The following is a 17,403-nucleotide window of genomic DNA, read 5'->3' as shown; positions in this document are numbered from 1 at the left end:
TCATGGAATTATTCCACAGTCGACGAGAGGGACGACCACCCGCGGACCACGGCCCGTTCACCGCCCTCGGTCGCGTGCTCGGGACCTTGGCGACACCACGGTCCAAGTGGGTCGTCGTCGTGCTCACCCTGCTGGTGTCCGGGGCGGCCTTCGCGTTCGCGGGAGACCCGGCGCCGGTCTCGACCACTGCGGCGTCCTTGCCCGCCAGCGTCGAGGCCGCTCGGGCCGCAGCCCTGCGCGAGACCCTGCCGGACAGCGGGGTCTCACCGGCCATCGTCGTCTACACGAGCAGCAGCGGCAGCCTCGGCGACGCGGACGTCCGCGCGGTGCAGCAGTCCCGCGACCGAGCCGTCGCCGCCGTCGGCCGCTGGGCTCCCGGGACAAGCGCACCGATCCCGCCGCAGCTGTCGGAGGACCGTTCCACCGCTCTGGCGGTCGTGCCCCTGCGGGCCGACCTCGCCGACGACGAGGTCTCGCAGGCTGTCGCCACGCTGCGGTCAGCCGTGAGGGGCAACCTGCCCGACGGGCTCCGCGCGACGGTCACCGGGGGACCCGCCTTCTCGGCCGACATCGGCGCGGTGTTCGACGGGGCGGACATCCGCCTGCTGGGCGCGACGGCTGGCGTCGTCGCCCTCCTGCTGCTGCTCACGTACCGAAGCCCCTGGCTGTGGCTCGTGCCGCTGACGGTGGTCGGCACCGGCGACCAGGTGGCTGGCAAGGCCCTGGCCCTGCTCAGCCGGACCACCGACCTGCGCGCCGACGGTGCCGTCACGGGGATCACCTCCGTGCTCGTCTTCGGCGCCGGGACCAACTACGCACTGCTGCTGATCGCCCGCTACCGCGAGGAGCTGCGTCGCACCGAGGACCGGCACGAGGCCATGCGTGCCGCGTTGCTGTCCGCCGCGCCCGCGATCCTGGCCAGCGGAGGCACGGTGGTCCTCGCCCTGCTCAGCCTCGGCCTCGCCGACGACCCGTTCGCCAGGTCCTTGGGGTATGCCGGTGGGGTGGGCATCGCCGTTGCCCTCGCCTACGCGCTGCTCGCCCTCCCGGCGACCATGGTGTTGTTCGGACGCCGGATCTTCTGGCCGTTCATCCCGCCCGTGGGGTCGATCGACCCCAGCCACGCCGGTGTGTGGCGACGGCTCGGCGAGGCGGTGACCCGTCGACCGCTCGTCGTGGGCCTGGCGTCCCTCGTTGTCCTCGCGACGTTGGCCCTCGGCGGCCTGGGCCTGTTGGTCGGGCAGTCCCCGCAGGAGCAGTTCCTCGCCAAGCCCGAGGCTGTGGTGGGCCAGGAGCAGCTGGCCCGGGCCTTCCCGGCCGGCACGAGCGAACCCGCCACCGTCGTGGCTGCCGCCTCCGCGACCGAGGCCGTCACCGCCGCCGCCCGTGCGGTCCCGGGGGTCCAGGACGTCCGCAGGACCGGCGGCGATGACCGGCTGGTCCAGCTCGACGTGGTCCTGACCGCCGACCCGGGCACCACGGCGGCGTTCGAGCAGGTACGAGCGCTGCGCACGGCGGTGCACGGCGTCCCCGGGGCCGACGCCCTCGTCGGCGGGTCCGACGCCGAGGCGCTCGACGCCCGGACGACGACAGCGGGCGACCGGCTGCTCCTGTTCCCGCTCATCCTCGGCATCGTCCTCGTCGTCCTGCTGACCCTGCTGCGCTCCGTCGTGGCGGCCGTGGTCCTCGTCGCCACCGTGGTGGCCACCTACGTGGCGAGCATGGGGGCGAGCTGGTTCGCCTTCCAGCACGTGCTCGGCTTTCCGCCCCTCGACGTGAGCACACCGCTGCTCGCGTTCCTGTTCCTCGTGGCGCTCGGGGTCGACTACAACATCTTCCTGGCCACGCGGGCCCGCGAGGAGGCCTCGGCCGGCGTACCCGCACGCGAGTCGATCGTCTCTGCCCTGGCAGTCACCGGCGGGGTGATCACGAGCGCCGGAGTCCTGCTGGCTGCGGTCTTCGCGGTCCTCGGCGTGCTCCCCCTGGTGCAGCTTGCGCAGATCGGGGTCATCGTCGGGTTCGGCGTGCTGCTCGACACGCTCCTCGTCCGGTCAGTGCTGGTGCCCGCCGTCGTGAGCCTCCTCGGCGAACGCTTCTGGTGGCCCAGCCACCCGACCCGTGGGCGAGTCACGACGCACGACGACGAGCTGGTCTCAGCCGAGGCCCAGGTCGGCCACTGACTTCTCCCGCATCTCGACCTTGCGGACCTTGCCCGTGACCGTCATCGGGAACTCGTCCACGACCATCACGTAGCGCGGGATCTTGTAGTGCGCCAGCTTTCCCGTCGCGAACGCGCGCACCCCGTCGGCGTCGAGCGGCTCGGCGCCCTCCTTCATCCGGATCCACGCGCACAGCTCCTCGCCGTACTTCGCGTCGGGCACCCCGACCACCTGGGCGTCGAGGATGTCCGGGTGCGTGTAGAGGAACTCCTCGATCTCGCGGGGGTACACGTTCTCCCCGCCGCGGATGACCATGTCCTTGATCCGGCCGGTGATCTGGACGTACCCGTCGTCGTCCATGACGGCGATGTCGCCGGTGTGCATCCAGCCGTCGACCAGCACCTCGTCGGTCTTGTCCTGCTGCTCCCAGTACCCGAGCATCACGGAGTACCCCTTGGTGCAGAACTCGCCGGCCTCCCCCCTCGGCAGCGTCTCGCCGCCCAGCGGGTCGACCACCTTGATCTCGAGGTGCGGCATGACCCGCCCGACCGTGCCGACCTTCTGCTCGAACGAGTCGTCCCTGCGCGTCTGGGTCGACACGGGCGACGTCTCGGTCATGCCGTAGCAGATCGTCACCTCACCGATCCCGGCGTCGATCAGCTTCTGCATCATCGTTGCAGGACAAGGGGATCCGGCCATGATGCCGGTCCGCACCGAGGAGAGGTCGTATGCCGCGTGGTCGGCGAGCGCCCACTCGGCAATGAACATCGTGGGGACTCCGTAGAGGCTCGTGCACTGCTCGTCCGCCGTGGCCCGCAGCGTCGCGGCCGGGTCGAAACCCGGCGCGGGGATCACCATCACGGCGCCGTGCGTGGTGCAGGCGAGGTTTCCCATGACCATCCCGAAGCAGTGGTAGAAGGGCACCGGGATGCAGACCCGGTCGACCTCGGTGTAGCCGCAGATCTCGCCGACGAAGTAGCCGTTGTTGAGGATGTTGCGGTGGCTGAGGGTGGCGCCCTTCGGGAACCCCGTCGTGCCGGACGTGTACTGGATGTTGATGGGGTCGTGCGGGTCGAGCCCGGCCTGCACGGCGGCGACCCGCTCCGGGCCGACCTCGTCCGCACGCCCCAACAAGGAGGTCCACGAGTCCCGGCCGAGGACGTACGCGCCCCTGACGCCGGGACAGCTCTCGCGCACCTCCTCGAACATCGCCACGTAGTCACTCGTCTTGAACGACTCCGCGAGGAACAGCCACGAGACCCCGGCCTGCTTCAGCACGTACTCGAGCTCGTGGGTGCGGTAGCTCGGGTTGATGTTGACGAGGATCGCGCCGATCTTCGCGGTCGCGTACTGCACGACGGTCCACTCGGCGCAGTTCGGCGCCCACACCCCCACGCGCTCGCCGGTCTCGACCCCCACCGCGAGCAGCGCACGGGCGAGCCGGTCCACCTCACCGGCGAACTCGGCATACGTCCACCGGATGCCTTGCTGGACGTCGACCAGCGCCTCGCGGTCACCGAAGCGGGCCACCGTCGCGTCGAGGTTGTCGGGGATGGTCTGCTCGAGCAGCGGGACGTCGGTCTCACCCACGGTGTGCGACAGCAGTGTCATGCCAGCCATCCCATCGCGCCCACCGACATCCCACAACCCCGCGTGGCGGGTCTGACGGGTGGCCCGCAGGGCCGTGGCGGGCCTGGCGGGAGGCCGGAGCGAAGCGGAGGGCGGATGGTGGGCCCGAGGGCCACCCGTCAGGGCCGCCGCGCCCGCGATGGGAATCCGCTGTCGCCCCTCGGGGCGAGGCCGGTAGCGTCGGCCGCGACATGAGCGCAACCCTCAAGGCCTCCGGCCTCGCCGCCGGCCACGGTGCGCGGGCCCTGTTCGCCGACCTCGACCTCGTCGTGGGACCCGGTGACGTCATCGGCCTCGTCGGGGCGAACGGCGCCGGCAAGTCCACCCTCCTGCGCCTCCTCGCGGGCGAGCAGGAACCCGAGGCCGGCTCGGTCACGCTGAGCCCGGCGACCGCCTCGGTCGGCCACCTGCCGCAGGAACCCGAGCGGCGGCTCGGCGAGACCGTGGCCGGCTTCGTCGCCCGACGCACCGGGGTGGCGGCCGCCGAGGTCGCCATGGAGGATGCCGCACACGCCCTGGCCGACGCCGCGGCCGGTGCAGACGACCGGTATGCCGCGGCCCTGGAGACGTGGCTCGCCCTCGGCGGGGCAGACCTCGAGGAGCGCAGCGCGGCCACGGTGGCCTCGCTCGGGCTGGGGGTCGACCTCGACACCCCGATGACCAGCCTCTCCGGCGGTCAGGCAGCGCGGGCCGGTTTGGCGGCGCTGCTGCTGTCCCGCTACGACGTGCTGCTGCTGGACGAGCCGACCAACGACCTCGACCTCGACGGGCTCGAGCGGCTGGAGCAGTTCGTCGGCGGCCTGCGCAGCCCTGCGGTCATCATCAGCCACGACAGGGAGTTCCTGGCCCGCACCGTCACACGCGTCGTCGAGCTCGACCTGGCCCAGCAGCAGGTCGGCGTCTACGAGGGCGGTTACGACAGCTACCTCGCTGAGCGCGAGGTGGCCCGGCGGCACGCGCGCGAGGCCTACGAGGACTACGCCGACACGCGGGAGCGCCTCGAGCAGCGCGCGGTGACGCAGCGCAACTGGATGACCGTCGGGGTGCGCAACGCCCGGCGCAAGAAGACCGACAACGACAAGTTCATCCCGGCGTTCCGCGCGGAGTCCGCCGAGAAGCAGGCCGCCAAGGCGCGCCAGACCGAGCGGATGATCGAGCGCCTCGAGGTGGTCGAGGAGCCGCGCAAGGAGTGGGAGCTGCGGATGACCATCGCGGCCGCTCCGCGCTCGGGATCGGTCGTGGCGAGCGCCTCACGAGCGGTGGTGCGGCGCGGCGACTTCACCCTGGGTCCGGTCGACGTCCAGGTCGACTGGGCCGACCGTGTGGTCATCACCGGCGCCAACGGCTCCGGCAAGACGACGCTGCTGGGTCTGCTGCTCGGCACCCTGACCGCCGACGAGGGGAGCGCAGGGCTGGGGTCGTCGGTGCGCCTGGGCGAGGTCGACCAGGCCCGCGGGCTGTTCCTCGGCCCACAGTCACTCGCCCGGGCCTTCGGCGAGGCCCTCCCTGACTGGCCCGACGCCGAGGTCCGGACCCTGCTCGCCAAGTTCGGCCTGGGCGCCGAGCACGTCCACCGCCCGGCGGAGTCCCTGTCCCCGGGCGAGCGCACCCGTGCGGCGCTGGCGCTGCTCCAGGCCCGCGAGGTCAACCTGCTCGTGCTCGACGAGCCGACCAACCACCTCGACCTGCCGGCCATCGAGCAGCTCGAGCAGGCGCTCGACTCCTTCGGTGGCACGGTGCTGCTCGTCACCCACGACCGCCGGATGCTGGCCGACGTCCACGCCACCCGCCACTGGCACGTCGAGGCCGGCCGCGTGACCGAGTCCTGACGTCAGTCGGTCAGGACAGGAAGATGTCGGGCGCGAGGCCCTCGTCCTTGCCCGTCATCGAGTACGGCGCGAAGTCGGCCACGCCCCGCGAGCGAAGCAGGTCCTCGTCGATCACGGTCTGTCCGTTCAGCGACTGCCCGTCCGTGGTGAGCACCTCGTAGGCCGCGTCCGCGACGATCTCGGGCTTGCGGCTGACCTTGACCATCTGGTCGCCGCCGGGCAGGTTGCCGATCGCGTCGGTGGCGACGAGGGTCGCCGGCCACAGGCAGGTCGACGAGACGCCCTTCTGGCCGAGCTCGTGCGCAAACCCCAGTGCTGCCAACGTCATCCCATACTTCGCCATCGTGTAGGCCGGGTGCCCGGCGAACCAGCGCGGGTCCAGGTTGATGGGCGGCGAGAGGGTGAGCACCTTGGGGTCAGGGCTGGCCAGCAGGTGCGGGATCGTCGCCCGGGTCAGCATGAAGGTTCCGCGGACGTTGATGTCCTGCATGAGGTCGTAGCGCTTGGGCTCGAGCTGGGCGGTGGGGCTGAGGTTCAGGACGCTCGCGTTGTTGACGACGATGTCGATCCCGCCGAACTGCGCCGCGGTCTTGTCGACCGCGGCCGCGATGAGGTCGTCGTCGCGGACGTCGCCCACGATCGGCAGTGCGTGGCCACCTGCCGCCTCGATCGCCGCGGCGGCGGTGTGGATCGTTCCGGCGAGCCGGGGGTCCGGCTGGTCGGTCTTGGCGATGAGCGCCACGTTGGCACCGTCCCGCGCGGCACGGACCGCGATCGCGAGGCCGATGCCACGGCTCCCGCCGGACATGATGATGGTCTTGCCGGACAGCGTCGTCATGGTCAGCGAGCCTAGTTACCGTCCGGTAGCCGCGGAACCCGGAGCGCCCGTGGCCCTCGTCACCCCGCCCGCAGCCGTCCGGGCTGTGGGGACCGCTAGCTCGTGATGTCCTTGCCCGCGAACCGCGCCCAGGCCGCGAGCCAGAACACCACGGCATACCCGGCGGCGGTGAACAGGCCACGCCCGATCTCGGCACCGGCCATCGGGTCGCGCAGCAAGTCCCCGAATGCCAGCCAGTGGTCGACGAGCAGCCACGGGTGCAGCCAGCCCAGCTGTGGCACCGCATCGAGGATCCACGACACGATCGTGAACACCATCAACGCGATCGCCGCGGCGATCGGCACCTCGGTCAGGGTGGAGATGAACAACCCCACGGCGGCGAGGCCGGCGAGCCCCGCGGCGAGGTAGAGCATGACCAGCACCACGCGCCACACCGCTGCCCCGAAGCCGATCTGGGTTCCCGACAGGGTGGTCAGCGGACCGGTGCCGAACAGCGCGATGCCGATGACCGCCCCGGGCAGGGCCACCGCGGCGATGCCCCACAGCGCGCCGATGCACAACGAGGCGTACTTCACCAGGAGCAGGCGGGTGCGGTTGACCGGGACGGTGAGGAGGTAGCGCAGGGTGCCGAGGTTGGCCTCGCCGGCGATCGCGTCCCCGGCCAGCATCGACATCGCCAGCGGCAGGAACATCCCCATCTCGACACTGAGCGCCGCCAGGGGGACGAACAGGCCGTTCGAGGTGATCGACGACAGGAAGTCGGGCCCCTCCCCGGCACGTGGCGTCGACACCTTGACGGCGATCGCCATCACGATGGGCACCGCGGCGAGGACCAGGAGGCCGGCCTGGTTGCGCCGGCGGCCGGCAATGATGCGCAGCTCCGAGCGAAGCAGCCGCGTTGACAGGCGTCGGCCCCTCGGGCGGCTCACGACACCCGGCGCCGAACCGGCGCCCGACACCCCCACCTCAGCCGCTGACATCGAAGCCCTCCCCCGTGAGCGACACGAACAGGTCCTCGAGGCTCGGCGAGCTCGCGGTGAACGAGCGGACGCCGACGCCGGCACGGACCAGCGCAGCGACGATCGCCTCGGGTTCGAGCTCGCCCGGTATGCCGCGCACCTCACCCGCGTGGCTCGTGACCGACCGGACCCCGAGGGCGGTCAGCACCGCCGCTGCCTCGTCCGGCTGGGCGGTCACCAGGTGCAGGGACACTGTGCCTCCAGCGCGCACCTCCGACGCGGTGCCCTGCGCGACCAGCCGCCCCTCACGCATGACGCCCAGGTGGCTGCAGATCTGCTCGACCTCGGCCAGGAGGTGGCTGGAGACGAAGACCGTCGTGCCGTCGGAGGCGAGGGACCCGATGAGCGAACGCACCTCGCGGGTGCCCTGGGGGTCGAGTCCGTTGGTGGGCTCGTCGAGCACCAGGAGGTCGCGAGGTGCGAGGAGGGCGGCGGCGATCGACAGCCGCTGGCGCATGCCGAGCGAGTAGGCGCGGTACCGCTTGCCGGCGGCCGCGCTCAAGCCCACCCGCTCGAGGGCGGTGCCGATGCGAGCCCGGGTCGTGCGGGGATCGGCGAGGACGTCCGCGGCGTCGAGCCTCGCGAGGTTGGCCCACCCCGACAGGTAGGGATGGAACGCCGGGCCCTCGACGAGCGAACCGACCCGGTGCAGGGCGACGGTGGCCTGTTGGGGGATGGCCATGCCGAGCAGGCTCCGGGTGCCGGCCGTCGGCTCGACCAGTCCGAGGAGCATCCGGATCGTCGTCGTCTTGCCGGACCCGTTCGGGCCCAGGAAGCCGTAGACCGCGCCTCGGGGGACGCGCAGGTCGACGTCGTCGACGGCGAGCTGCGACCCGAATCGCTTGGTGAGTCCTCGGGTCGAGATCGCGAGCCCGGTCTCGGGCGACGCGGCCGGACCGTGCGTGGACCTGGCCGCCGCAAGGGTGTCGGCGCGCCGGCCCGACGGCTCGACCTGCTCACCCGCCGTGGTGAGCTGGGTCATTTCGCCGCCAGCGCGGCATACACCCGATCGGGGGCGACGGCACCGACCGCGACGCGGCCGTCATCGGTGACCACCACCGTGAAGAGGGTGCCTTGGAGCACGCGACCCGAGCCCCACGACCCCGACGCCTTCGGCAGCAGGCTCAGGACCCGCTGCAGCTGGCCGGCGAGATCGGCTGCAGTGCCCCCGGCGCCACCTGGCGTGGTGGCGTCCGCGGGTGCCTTGGGCAACCTCGCAACCGCCACGGCGGCCCACCCGGTGCCGACGACCTTCGGCTGGGAGCCCTCGGGACCAGCTCCCGGCTTGGCACCCGCAGCACCCGCGGCACCCGCGCCCGAGCCGGCCCGGTCCGAGCCGAGCGTCGACTGCGAGACCTTGGTGCCGGGCGGCGGGTTGAAGGCGAACTGTCGCGCGGCCGGCGTGCCGAAGTCCACCTGCGTGAAGCCGACCTGGAAGGCCGGGCTGGCCGTCTTGGTCGAGTACACCTGCACGCGCAGGGGCACGTGGTGGACGGCGTCGAGCGAGATCCGCACGGACGCGACAAGGCTCGCGGAGTCCTTCGGCCTGAGGACGAGGTCGTAGGCCTGCCGTCCCGCCACGACCGACGCCCCCGAGGTGGCGACACTCGTGGTGGGTTCGACGGCGGCGAGGGCCAGCTGGGCGGCTTCCTGCGGTGTCCTGGGTAGCTGGTCGGGGGTGGGAGCCTTCTCGCGCGGCGTGGCGGCCTCGGCCGGCAGCGTCGTGTGGGTGGCTGTCTTGTCCTTGCTGGACCACACCCACAGGTCGCGGCCGTTGCGGATCACGTCGGACTCCCCGAGGCTCCCGACGAGGGCGAGCCGCTGCTGCTGCGGACCCGCGAGCCAGACCCGCCACGTGTGGGTGCCCGACACCAGCGAGGTCAGCGAGGACGAACCACCCTCCGACGACCCGCCCAGGCTGATCTGCGGGAGGCCGAGGTTGGAGGTCTGCACGACCGTGCCGGACAGCCCCTTGAGGTTGGCCTGCTGCACATCGACGAGCAGCTGTGCGGCGGACCTCGGCGGCAGGCCCGGGTCGGCGCCGGCGACGTGGTTGGCCGTGAGGGCGACGACGCCGATGACCGCGCACGCGGCAGCCGGCGCGGCCCAGCGAGCGATCGGGTGGTCCGTGAACAGGCTCATGGGTCCATGGTGCCGCCCGGCACCTGTGACTTTTCTGAGGTCGGCCAGGTCGGTCGGCGTTGCGCGGCGGTCGCCACCGCCCCGGGCGGTCCTTCGCGGTGGTCGGCAGACGCCACCGCGGCACCCGTGCCACAGTGGCGGCATGCGGGTGCTGGTGGTCGAGGACGAGCCCCGGATGGCCGCTGCCCTGGCGAAGGGCCTTGCGGCAGAAGGGTTCGTGGTCGACACCGCGACGGACGGACCGAGCGGCCTGGACGCCGCCCGCTACGGCGCGTACGACGCCGTCCTGCTCGACATCATGCTGCCGCGCATGTCCGGCTACACGGTGGTCCGGACGCTGCGGGCCGAGGAGAACTGGGTGCCGGTCATGCTCCTGTCAGCCAAGGACGGTGAGTACGACCAGGCCGACGGGCTCGACTACGGCGCCGACGACTACCTCACCAAGCCGTTCTCGTTCGTCGTGCTGCTCGCCCGGCTGCGGGCCATGGTGCGCCGTGACCCGGTGCCGCGCGCCACCACCCTCAGCGCCGCAGGGATCGTCCTCGACCCCGCCTCGCGCCGGGTCGAGCTCGCTGGTGAGGTCGTGGCCCTGTCGCGACGCGAGTACCTCGTGCTCGAGCACCTGCTGCGCGCCCACCCCACCGTGTCGACGAAGGAGTCCCTGCTCGACAACGTCTGGGGGGCCGAGAGGGTGGACCCCAACGTGGTCGAGGTCTACATCGGCTACCTGCGGCGCAAGCTGGGCCGCGAGCGCATCGAGACCGTGCGTGGCGTCGGGTACCGGTTGCGCCCATGACCCGGTGGTTCGGTCGGCGCAGCCTGCGTTCGCGGCTCATGGTGGTTGGCCTGGCGGGCGTCGCGGGGGCGCTGCTCGTGGGCGGGATCGTGCTGTATGCCGCCATGGGCGCGGCCCTGGACCGTGCCACGACCGCTGAGGCCAGGGCCAGTGCGAACGACGTGGCCGTCCTCGTGGACGAGGGGAGGCTGCCCGAGCCGGTGCCCGCGAGCGGGGCCCAGCTGGTGCAGGTGCTCGACGCACAGAACCGCGTTGTGGGTGGCTCCGTGGCCGCCGACCGGCTGACCCCCCTGGTGGACGCTGCCGAGCGCCGACTCGTGGCGCGGGGCTCGGGCCTGCGGGTGCCGGGCTCTCGCGCCGGCCTGTCGGGTGAGCTCCAGGTGGCGGGTGTCGAGGCCGGCCCCACCACTGCTCGGGTGCTCGTCGTGGCAGCGGTGCCGACGGCCGACCTCGACAACAGCCGCCGGGTGTTGCGCACCCTCATGCTGGTGCTCCTCCCCCTGTTCCTCGCCCTGCTGGGCATCGTCGCCTGGCGGGTCATCGGGTCGGCCCTCCGGCCGGTGGAGTCCCTGCGCCAGGGCGCCCAGCGGATCGGCGCGGCCGCAGACCCGACGGAGCGGCTCCCCGTCCCCGACACGCGGGACGAGGTGAGCGCCCTGGCGACGACGCTCAACGACATGCTCGCCCGCCTCGCCTCGGCCGGCGCCCAGCAGCGCAGCTTCGTCGCCGATGCGGCGCACGAGCTGCGCAGTCCGCTGGCGAGCATGCGCACCCAGCTCGAGGTGGCCGCCCGGGTCGGCGAGGGTGGCGCGCTGCCCGACGACCTGCTGCCCGAAGTGGACCGCTTGTCATCCGTCGTCGAGGACCTGCTGGTGCTGGCCCGTTCGGGCGTCGACGGCTCGCTGGCCACGCCACGGAACGTGTCGGTTGCCCAGCTGGTGGCCGACACCCAGCACCGCAATGCCAGCGCTCGCGTGCCAGTCCAGGTCCGGCCTTCGGGCGGTGCTGCGGACGTGATGGTGAGGGCTCGACCTGACGACCTCACGCGGGCCGTCGGCAACCTGGTCGACAACGCCGTTCGCCACGCCTCCAGTCGCGTCACGCTGTCCTGGGAACGTCACGGCGACGCCGTGTGGCTCGTCGTGACCGACGACGGTCACGGCATCGCCGAGGCCGACCGCGAACGCGTCTTCGACCGGTTCGCCCGGCTCGACGAGGCCCGCGACCGCGACAGCGGGGGCAGCGGGCTCGGACTCGCCATCACGCGAGAGCTGTTGCGGCGCAACGGTGCTCGCGTGTGGCTCGACGATGCGTCGCCAGGCGTGCGGGCCGTCGTCGCCTTCGGCCCGGGCGGGCCGAGCGACCCGCTGGACCGCTCAGCCGGCGACCGGCTCCAGGACCTCTGAGTCGGCGACCTCGTCACTGGTCCCCACGGTGGTGCGCAGGGGCACCTCCTTGACGAAGAGCACGGCGAGGAGCGCGACCAGGCCGAAGGCGGCCGCGACCATGAAGATGTGGCCGGTCGCGTCGCCGTACGCGGCTCGAACGACCTGCGCGACGGCCGGTGGCATGTCCTTGAGGTCGAGCGTGCCCGTGCCCCCACCGGCCTGGGCCGCCGCAACTGCCTTGGGGCCGAGTGCGCGCAGCCCCGTCACGATGTTGTCGCGCACGCCGTTGGCCAGTATGGCGCCGAGCACCGAGACGCCCATGGCACCACCGAGGGTGCGGAAGAAGGCGATGCTGGCGGAGGCTGCGCCGATGTTGCGGACGTCCACGGTGTTCTGGACGGCCAGGACGAGGTTCTGCATCATGGCGCCGATCCCGAAGCCCATCAGCGCCATCGCGGTGCCGATCTGCCACAGCGGGGTGACGTGGTCGAGCCGGCCGAGCCAGACGAGCCCGGCGGTGAGGAAGACCGCGCCACCGACGATGAGGCCCTTCCATCGGCCGGTGTTGGTGACGAGCCGGCCACCCAGCGTCGAGGAGACCAGCAGGGCACCCATCAGCGGGATGGTCAGCAGCCCGGCGTGCGTCGGGCTGTAGCCACGGGAGATCTGGAAGTACTGCGCCAGGAACGTCGTGCCGCCGAACATGGCGACGCCGACGGCGATGCTCGCGACGATCACCAGGCTCGTGCTGACGCTGCGCAGCAGCCGGATCGGGATGACGGGCTCGGCGGCGCGCAGCTCGACGACGACCGTCAGCACCAACCCGAGCAGGGTGCCGCCGAGGTAGAGCGCGGTCTGCACCGACCACCAGCCGAAGTCGTGCCCGGCGAACGTGACCCACAGCAGTGGCAGGGACGACGTGACGGCGATCAGGACCGCCCCGAGGTAGTCGATCTTCGGGGTCCGCTTCGGCGTGGTGATGTGCAGGGTCGACTGCAGCATGAACATGGCGACGACGGCGATCGGCACGCAGACGTAGAACGTCCAGCGCCAGCCGAGGCCGCTGTCGACGATGAACCCGCCGAGCAGCGGGCCACTGACGGTGGACACGGCCATCACGGCACCCATGTAGCCGGCATACCGACCACGCTGTCGGGGCGCGATCATCGCGCCCATGATCGACTGGGTGAGGGCGGTGAGCCCTCCCATGCCGAGACCCTGGACCACACGGCAGGCGATGAGGAAGCCCACCGAGTGCGCGGCACCGGCCGCGACCGACCCGAGGACGAAGACCAGCAACGAGAGCTGGACGAGCAGCTTCTTGCTGAACAGGTCGGACAGCTTGCCCCAGATCGGGGTGCTGACGGTCGTGGCGAGGAGGGACGCGGTGATGACCCAGGTGTACTGCCGCTGGGTCCCGTGCAGGTCACCGATGATCGTCGGGAGCGCCGTCGACACGATCGTGCTGCTGAGCAGTGCGACGAACAGGCCGGCCAGCAGGCCGGTCATCGCCTCGAGGATCTGGCGGTGCGTCATCTCGCCCGTCTGCTCGGTCGTCTGCTCGGTCGTCTGGGGCGACGGTTGCGGGGCGGGGGCGGGGGCGGTCGAGCCGGTCTCGAGGGAGGTGGGAGCGGAGGCGGACATCAGCGGCTTTCGTCGGGTTCGGGGTCGGTCAGGGCGGCGCGTCGGGAGTGCGAGAGACGCTCGGTCGCGTGGGCCAGCGCCCGCTCGAGCTCGGTGAGCAGCCGGGGCAGCCGGGCCAGGTCGTCGGCCGGGAGGTCGACGAGGGCGTCGTGCAGCACGGCGGCGGTCTCCCGCTGGACCCTGCGCAGGTGCGCCTCGCCCGCGCCGGTGAGGACGATGTGGCAGGCCCGGGCGTCGACCTCGTCGCGACGCCGCGTCACCAGCCCCTCGTCCTCGAGACGGGCCAGCACCCGGCTGACGACCGAGGGGGCGACCCCCGTGGCCACCGCCAGCTCGCCCGGCCGGTCGTTGCCGTCCTCGCGTGCGACGGCCTTGAGGACGGCCAGAGGCGTGCTGGACGCGCCGAGGTCGTCCTGGAGCCGGCGCCCCGCGGCCCTGCTGGTGCGGATGAGCCCGGAGAGCGCGGACAGGACCTCGACGGCGTGGTCGACGGCGCCGACGGGCGGGACGGGCGTCTGGGTCGTGGCGGTCACGAGGTGCTCCTTTGGTTGCAGAACACAACCTTAACTCCAGTTGGTTGCTGAAGGCAACTTGTTGGGAGGTATGGCGCCTCCGCCGCCGCACAGCCTCAGCCGGCGGCTCCGCGGCTCGCGTCAGCCCACGGCTCGCCTCAGCCACGGCTCGCCTCAGCCACGGCTCGCGTCAGAACGCGGACGCCTCAGCCCACGGCTCGCGTCAGAGCGCGGACGCCTCAGGACGCGGAGTCGTTGAGCCGGCGCAGGAGCCCGGCGAGGGTGGCGATGTCGGCCTGGTCCCACGACTCCAGCCGCGTCCTGAGCCGTTCTCGCCGGCCCGCGAAGGACCGCTCGAGCGCCTCGGCCCCCTCGGCGGTCAGCCGGACCTGCCGGGCCCGCGCATCCTGCGGGTCGGCGATGCGCTCGACGAGCCCCAGGGCCTCGAGGGTCGTGAGGTTCCGGCTGGTCGTCGACTTGTGCAGACCGAGGGCGTCGGAGACCTCGCCGCCGCGAGCGCCCCCACTGGCCTGCGACAGCTCGCGAACCGTCACGAGCACCGCATACCCAGCCGAGTCGAGGTCGGGGTGCACCTGGGCGGCGGTGCGCTGCTGGGCGCTGCGCGCCCGGCGCAGCAGCCGGGTCAACTCGACCTCGAGCTCGCCGAGCGGGGTGCGGGGGGACATGACCAGAGCCTACGGGCGGGGAGACCGGCCCTCCCCCGGAAGGTTTGACGAGCCGGTCGCCCGCTGCCTATATTCCGCGTGGACTATTCCACGCGGAACGATTGGGTCATGACCACCACGCTCACCCCCCTGGCCATCTCGGCGCTGGCGCTGCTCAACGAGCGCGCCATGCACCCCTACGAGATGTACCAGCTGCTCCTGGAGCGGCACGAGGACCGGATCGTCCGCGTCACACCCGGGTCGCTCTACCGCACGGTCGAGCGGCTCACGGCCGACGGGTTCGCCCAGGCCACCGGCACGCAGCGCGAGGGCAACCGGCCCGAGCGCACGACCTACGCGATCACGCCCGAGGGTCGCACCGCCCTGGTCACCCGCATCCGCGAGATCCTGCGCGCGCCGATCAACGAGTTCCCCAGCTTTGCCCTCGCGCTCGCCGAGGCGCACAACGCCCCGGCCAGCGCCGTCTGCTCGGACCTGCGAGACCACCTCCGGGTCATCGACGCCGAGCTCACCGACATCGACTGCCTCGTCGACAAGGCGAAGGCCCAGGAGGTGGCGGAGGCCTACTGGGTCACCGCCGACTACATCAAGCACATGAACCTCGCCCAGCAGGACTGGATCCGCGGGTTCATCGACCGACTCGAGAGAGGCGACCTGCCATGGCCGCACTCACAACCCTGAGGACCGACCTCCCCGCCGACTACAAGCCGTGGCCGGCCTTGTGGGCCATGGTGATCGGCTTCTTCATGATCCTCGTCGACTCGACCATCGTGTCGGTCGCGACGCCCGCCATCATGCAGGGCCTCGATGCCGACGTGAACGCCGTCATCTGGGTCACCTCCGCCTACCTGCTCGCGTATGCGGTGCCGTTGCTGATCACGGGCCGGCTCGGCGACCGGATCGGGCCGAAGTACGTCTACCTCACCGGGCTCGCGCTGTTCACCGTCGCGTCCCTGTGGTGCGGCCTCACGGGCACGATCGAGATGCTCATCATCGCCCGCGTCGCGCAGGGCCTCGGCGCCTCGATGATGACGCCCCAGACGATGGCCGTCATCACGCGCACCTTCCCGGCCGCCTCCCGCGGCCAGGCGATGTCGCTGTGGGGCGCCACCGCCGGCGTCGCGATCCTCGTGGGGCCGCTGCTCGGCGGGCTGCTCGTCGACGGCCCCGGGTGGGAGTGGATCTTCTTCATCAACGTGCCGGTCGGGATCGTCGCCTTCGTCCTGGCGATGCGCCTGGTGCCGAAGCTCGAGACGCACAGCCACAGCTTCGACTGGGTGGGGGTGGCACTGTCGGCCGTCGGGATGTTCCTGCTGGTGTTCGGCATCCAGGAGGGTGAGACCTACGACTGGGGCCAGATCAACGGGTTCCTGTCGGTGCCGCTGCTCATCGCGACAGGGCTGGTCGTCTTCGGGCTGTTCATCTTCTGGCAGAGCCGGATCCGCACCGAGCCGCTCGTGCCGCTCGGCCTGTTCCGCGACCGCAACTTCTCTCTGTCCAACATCGCCATCAGCTCGGTCGGCTTCTCGATCACCGGTATGGCGTTTCCCTTCATGCTCTATGCCCAGGTCGTGCGCGGCATGACCCCGACGAAGTCGGCGCTGCTGCTCGTGCCGATGGCAGTGCTGTCCGGCGCCCTGGCCCCTGTCGCGGGCAAGCTGACCGACCGCGTGCACCCCCGGACCATCACGGCGTTCGGCCTCGCCCTGTGCTCGGCGGCGCTGTTCTGGCTGAGCTCGGTCACGACGGTCGGGAGCGCGACGTGGGTGCTGCTGCTGCCCATGGCGTTGATGGGCGTCGCCAACGCCTTCATGTGGGCGCCACTGGCGGCGACGGCCACCCGCAACCTCCCCCTGTCGTCGGCCGGCGCCGGCTCGGGGATCTACAACACGACCCGCCAGGTCGGCGCCGTCCTCGGCTCCGCGGCGATCGCAGCCCTCATCGAGGCGCGCCTCAGCGCCAATCTGCCGGGGTTGCCGCAGGACATGTCGCAGCGCACCGCAGGGGTCAAGCTGCCGCCGCAGGTCGCCGACGGCTTCGCCACCGCGATGTCGCAGACCCTGCTGCTGCCGGCCGCCGTCCTGCTCGTCGGGTTCGCCGCCGCCCTGGCCTTCACCAAGCCGACCCACCACTGACAAGGTGGCGCCCGTGCGACGTCTTCGGTTCACGGGCGCCATCGCCGGGGTGGGCTCGAGCAGCGGTGTCCGCCTCGTCGTCGGGCGGTGGGACGACTCACCTCTCGGCGCCTTCGCGGACGTGATGGTCGAGGACGCCCTCGGGCACCGCACCCTGCTGGCCCCGAGCGCCGCGGTCGCCGACTTCGTCCAGGAGACCTACGCGTTCGACGAGGTCAGCATCTGCCCGGTCGACGTGGCGGCGACCCGCCACGGGTGGGACGTGCGCGCCGGAGGCGAGCTCACCGCATACCTCACGCTCGGGGGGCGCCAGCCGCTCGGCTGGCTGCTGCGCGCCGTCCCGGCACCCGTGGCGACCAGCACGGGGTGGGCCACCGCCGTCGACCCGCTCGCCCGGGTCGCGCTGCGCGGCGTCCGCACCCGCGGCACCGCGCTCGAGGGTCGACGCGAGTGGTACGGCGCCACCGACCTGCGTGCCGTGTCGACCCTGTCGGGCACCTGGCGGGGTGTCGCGCTGGGCGACCTCGCGCCCGTCGAGCCGCCGTGCCGGTTCGGGTTCTCGTCGACGCCGACTCGCCCGGGCGTGACCACCGTCGTGACGACGGTCGAAGTGCTGGAACACTGAG

Annotated in this window: 15 protein-coding genes; 7 read left to right on the top strand and 8 right to left on the bottom strand. The window is 72.0% G+C overall.

Annotated features, from left to right (window positions below; genetic code table 11):
- The first annotated feature begins 2 nt into the window (after positions 1-2).
- Positions 3-2,180, top strand: coding sequence for an MMPL family transporter (locus AC1DV7_RS07755; RefSeq protein WP_477596235.1), 2,178 nt, complete (start codon positions 3-5; stop codon positions 2,178-2,180).
- Here AC1DV7_RS07755 and AC1DV7_RS07750 read toward each other — a convergent pair.
- On the bottom strand, positions 2,154-3,779 hold the full coding sequence (locus tag AC1DV7_RS07750; protein ID WP_477596233.1) for an AMP-binding protein: 1,626 nt from the start codon (positions 3,777-3,779) through the stop codon (positions 2,154-2,156). The two genes, AC1DV7_RS07755 and AC1DV7_RS07750, sit on opposite strands and share 27 nt — an antisense overlap.
- A 200-nt stretch (positions 3,780-3,979) precedes the next feature.
- Between AC1DV7_RS07750 and AC1DV7_RS07745 the strand changes: the two genes are divergently transcribed.
- The gene (locus tag AC1DV7_RS07745; RefSeq protein WP_477596231.1) at positions 3,980-5,617 is read left to right on the top strand and encodes an ABC-F family ATP-binding cassette domain-containing protein; all 1,638 of its coding nucleotides are present in this window, start codon (positions 3,980-3,982) and stop codon (positions 5,615-5,617) included.
- Positions 5,618-5,627: 10 nt separating this feature from the next.
- Here the strand turns inward: AC1DV7_RS07745 and AC1DV7_RS07740 are convergent, their stop codons facing one another.
- From AC1DV7_RS07740 to AC1DV7_RS07725, 4 genes are all read right to left on the bottom strand, one after another.
- The gene (locus AC1DV7_RS07740; protein WP_477596229.1) at positions 5,628-6,455 is read right to left on the bottom strand and encodes an SDR family oxidoreductase; all 828 of its coding nucleotides are present in this window, start codon (positions 6,453-6,455) and stop codon (positions 5,628-5,630) included.
- 95 nt (positions 6,456-6,550) lie between these two features.
- A complete protein-coding gene (locus tag AC1DV7_RS07735; RefSeq protein ID WP_477596227.1) occupies positions 6,551-7,435 on the bottom strand; it encodes an ABC transporter permease in 885 nt (294 codons plus the stop codon).
- Positions 7,422-8,456, bottom strand: coding sequence for an ABC transporter ATP-binding protein (locus AC1DV7_RS07730; RefSeq protein ID WP_477596225.1), 1,035 nt, complete (start codon positions 8,454-8,456; stop codon positions 7,422-7,424). The genes AC1DV7_RS07735 and AC1DV7_RS07730 overlap by 14 nt, the downstream gene beginning before the upstream one ends.
- Positions 8,453-9,616: a LolA family protein gene (locus AC1DV7_RS07725; protein WP_477596223.1), complete on the bottom strand. Its 1,164-nt coding sequence runs from the start codon at positions 9,614-9,616 to the stop codon at positions 8,453-8,455. Before AC1DV7_RS07725 ends, AC1DV7_RS07730 begins: the two co-directional genes overlap by 4 nt.
- Positions 9,617-9,758: 142 nt before the next feature.
- Here AC1DV7_RS07725 and AC1DV7_RS07720 point away from each other — a divergent pair, with 142 nt between their 5' ends.
- Positions 9,759-10,412 carry a response regulator transcription factor gene (locus AC1DV7_RS07720; protein WP_477596221.1) on the top strand — a complete coding sequence of 218 codons (654 nt, stop codon included), beginning with the start codon at positions 9,759-9,761 and terminating at the stop codon, positions 10,410-10,412.
- Positions 10,409-11,818: a sensor histidine kinase gene (locus tag AC1DV7_RS07715; RefSeq protein WP_477596219.1), complete on the top strand. Its 1,410-nt coding sequence runs from the start codon at positions 10,409-10,411 to the stop codon at positions 11,816-11,818. Before AC1DV7_RS07720 ends, AC1DV7_RS07715 begins: the two co-directional genes overlap by 4 nt.
- Here the strand turns inward: AC1DV7_RS07715 and AC1DV7_RS07710 are convergent.
- The 3 genes from AC1DV7_RS07710 to AC1DV7_RS07700 all read right to left on the bottom strand — a co-directional run bounded on the left by AC1DV7_RS07710 (position 11,789) and on the right by AC1DV7_RS07700 (position 14,642).
- On the bottom strand, positions 11,789-13,444 hold the full coding sequence (locus AC1DV7_RS07710; RefSeq protein WP_477596217.1) for an MDR family MFS transporter: 1,656 nt from the start codon (positions 13,442-13,444) through the stop codon (positions 11,789-11,791). The two genes, AC1DV7_RS07715 and AC1DV7_RS07710, sit on opposite strands and share 30 nt — an antisense overlap.
- Positions 13,444-13,977, bottom strand: coding sequence for a MarR family winged helix-turn-helix transcriptional regulator (locus AC1DV7_RS07705; protein WP_477596215.1), 534 nt, complete (start codon positions 13,975-13,977; stop codon positions 13,444-13,446). The genes AC1DV7_RS07710 and AC1DV7_RS07705 overlap by 1 nt, the downstream gene beginning before the upstream one ends.
- Positions 13,978-14,195: 218 nt before the next feature.
- Positions 14,196-14,642, bottom strand: coding sequence for a MarR family winged helix-turn-helix transcriptional regulator (locus AC1DV7_RS07700; protein ID WP_477596213.1), 447 nt, complete (start codon positions 14,640-14,642; stop codon positions 14,196-14,198).
- A gap of 108 nt (positions 14,643-14,750) precedes the next feature.
- Between AC1DV7_RS07700 and AC1DV7_RS07695 the strand changes: the two genes are divergently transcribed.
- From AC1DV7_RS07695 to AC1DV7_RS07685, 3 genes are read left to right on the top strand one after another with little or no spacing between them, the layout of a single operon-like run.
- Positions 14,751-15,323 carry a PadR family transcriptional regulator gene (locus tag AC1DV7_RS07695; protein ID WP_477596211.1) on the top strand — a complete coding sequence of 191 codons (573 nt, stop codon included), beginning with the start codon at positions 14,751-14,753 and terminating at the stop codon, positions 15,321-15,323.
- Positions 15,302-16,777, top strand: coding sequence for a DHA2 family efflux MFS transporter permease subunit (locus AC1DV7_RS07690; RefSeq protein ID WP_477596209.1), 1,476 nt, complete (start codon positions 15,302-15,304; stop codon positions 16,775-16,777). The genes AC1DV7_RS07695 and AC1DV7_RS07690 overlap by 22 nt, the downstream gene beginning before the upstream one ends.
- Positions 16,778-16,790: 13 nt before the next feature.
- On the top strand, positions 16,791-17,402 hold the full coding sequence (locus tag AC1DV7_RS07685; protein ID WP_477596208.1) for a hypothetical protein: 612 nt from the start codon (positions 16,791-16,793) through the stop codon (positions 17,400-17,402).
- The last annotated feature ends 1 nt before the right edge of the window (position 17,403 follow it).

The sequence above is a fragment of the Pedococcus sp. P2_E4 genome (assembly GCF_056403935.1).
This window is presented reverse-complemented; position numbering and strand designations above follow the sequence as displayed.

What these genes read in the sequence shown, in the direction of transcription:
- AC1DV7_RS07750 (WP_477596233.1), bottom strand. Translation starts at nt 3,779, where the DNA reads ATGGCTGGCATGACACTGCTGTCGCACACCGTGGGTGAGACCGACGTC.
- AC1DV7_RS07730 (WP_477596225.1), bottom strand. Translation starts at nt 8,456, where the DNA reads ATGACCCAGCTCACCACGGCGGGTGAGCAGGTCGAGCCGTCGGGCCGG.
- AC1DV7_RS07725 (WP_477596223.1), bottom strand. Translation starts at nt 9,616, where the DNA reads ATGAGCCTGTTCACGGACCACCCGATCGCTCGCTGGGCCGCGCCGGCT.
- AC1DV7_RS07755 (WP_477596235.1), top strand. Translation starts at nt 3, where the DNA reads ATGGAATTATTCCACAGTCGACGAGAGGGACGACCACCCGCGGACCAC.
- AC1DV7_RS07740 (WP_477596229.1), bottom strand. Translation starts at nt 6,455, where the DNA reads ATGACGACGCTGTCCGGCAAGACCATCATCATGTCCGGCGGGAGCCGT.
- AC1DV7_RS07710 (WP_477596217.1), bottom strand. Translation starts at nt 13,444, where the DNA reads ATGTCCGCCTCCGCTCCCACCTCCCTCGAGACCGGCTCGACCGCCCCC.
- AC1DV7_RS07695 (WP_477596211.1), top strand. Translation starts at nt 14,751, where the DNA reads ATGACCACCACGCTCACCCCCCTGGCCATCTCGGCGCTGGCGCTGCTC.
- AC1DV7_RS07715 (WP_477596219.1), top strand. Translation starts at nt 10,409, where the DNA reads ATGACCCGGTGGTTCGGTCGGCGCAGCCTGCGTTCGCGGCTCATGGTG.
- AC1DV7_RS07735 (WP_477596227.1), bottom strand. Translation starts at nt 7,435, where the DNA reads ATGTCAGCGGCTGAGGTGGGGGTGTCGGGCGCCGGTTCGGCGCCGGGT.
- AC1DV7_RS07720 (WP_477596221.1), top strand. Translation starts at nt 9,759, where the DNA reads ATGCGGGTGCTGGTGGTCGAGGACGAGCCCCGGATGGCCGCTGCCCTG.
- AC1DV7_RS07745 (WP_477596231.1), top strand. Translation starts at nt 3,980, where the DNA reads ATGAGCGCAACCCTCAAGGCCTCCGGCCTCGCCGCCGGCCACGGTGCG.
- AC1DV7_RS07700 (WP_477596213.1), bottom strand. Translation starts at nt 14,642, where the DNA reads ATGTCCCCCCGCACCCCGCTCGGCGAGCTCGAGGTCGAGTTGACCCGG.
- AC1DV7_RS07690 (WP_477596209.1), top strand. Translation starts at nt 15,302, where the DNA reads ATGGCCGCACTCACAACCCTGAGGACCGACCTCCCCGCCGACTACAAG.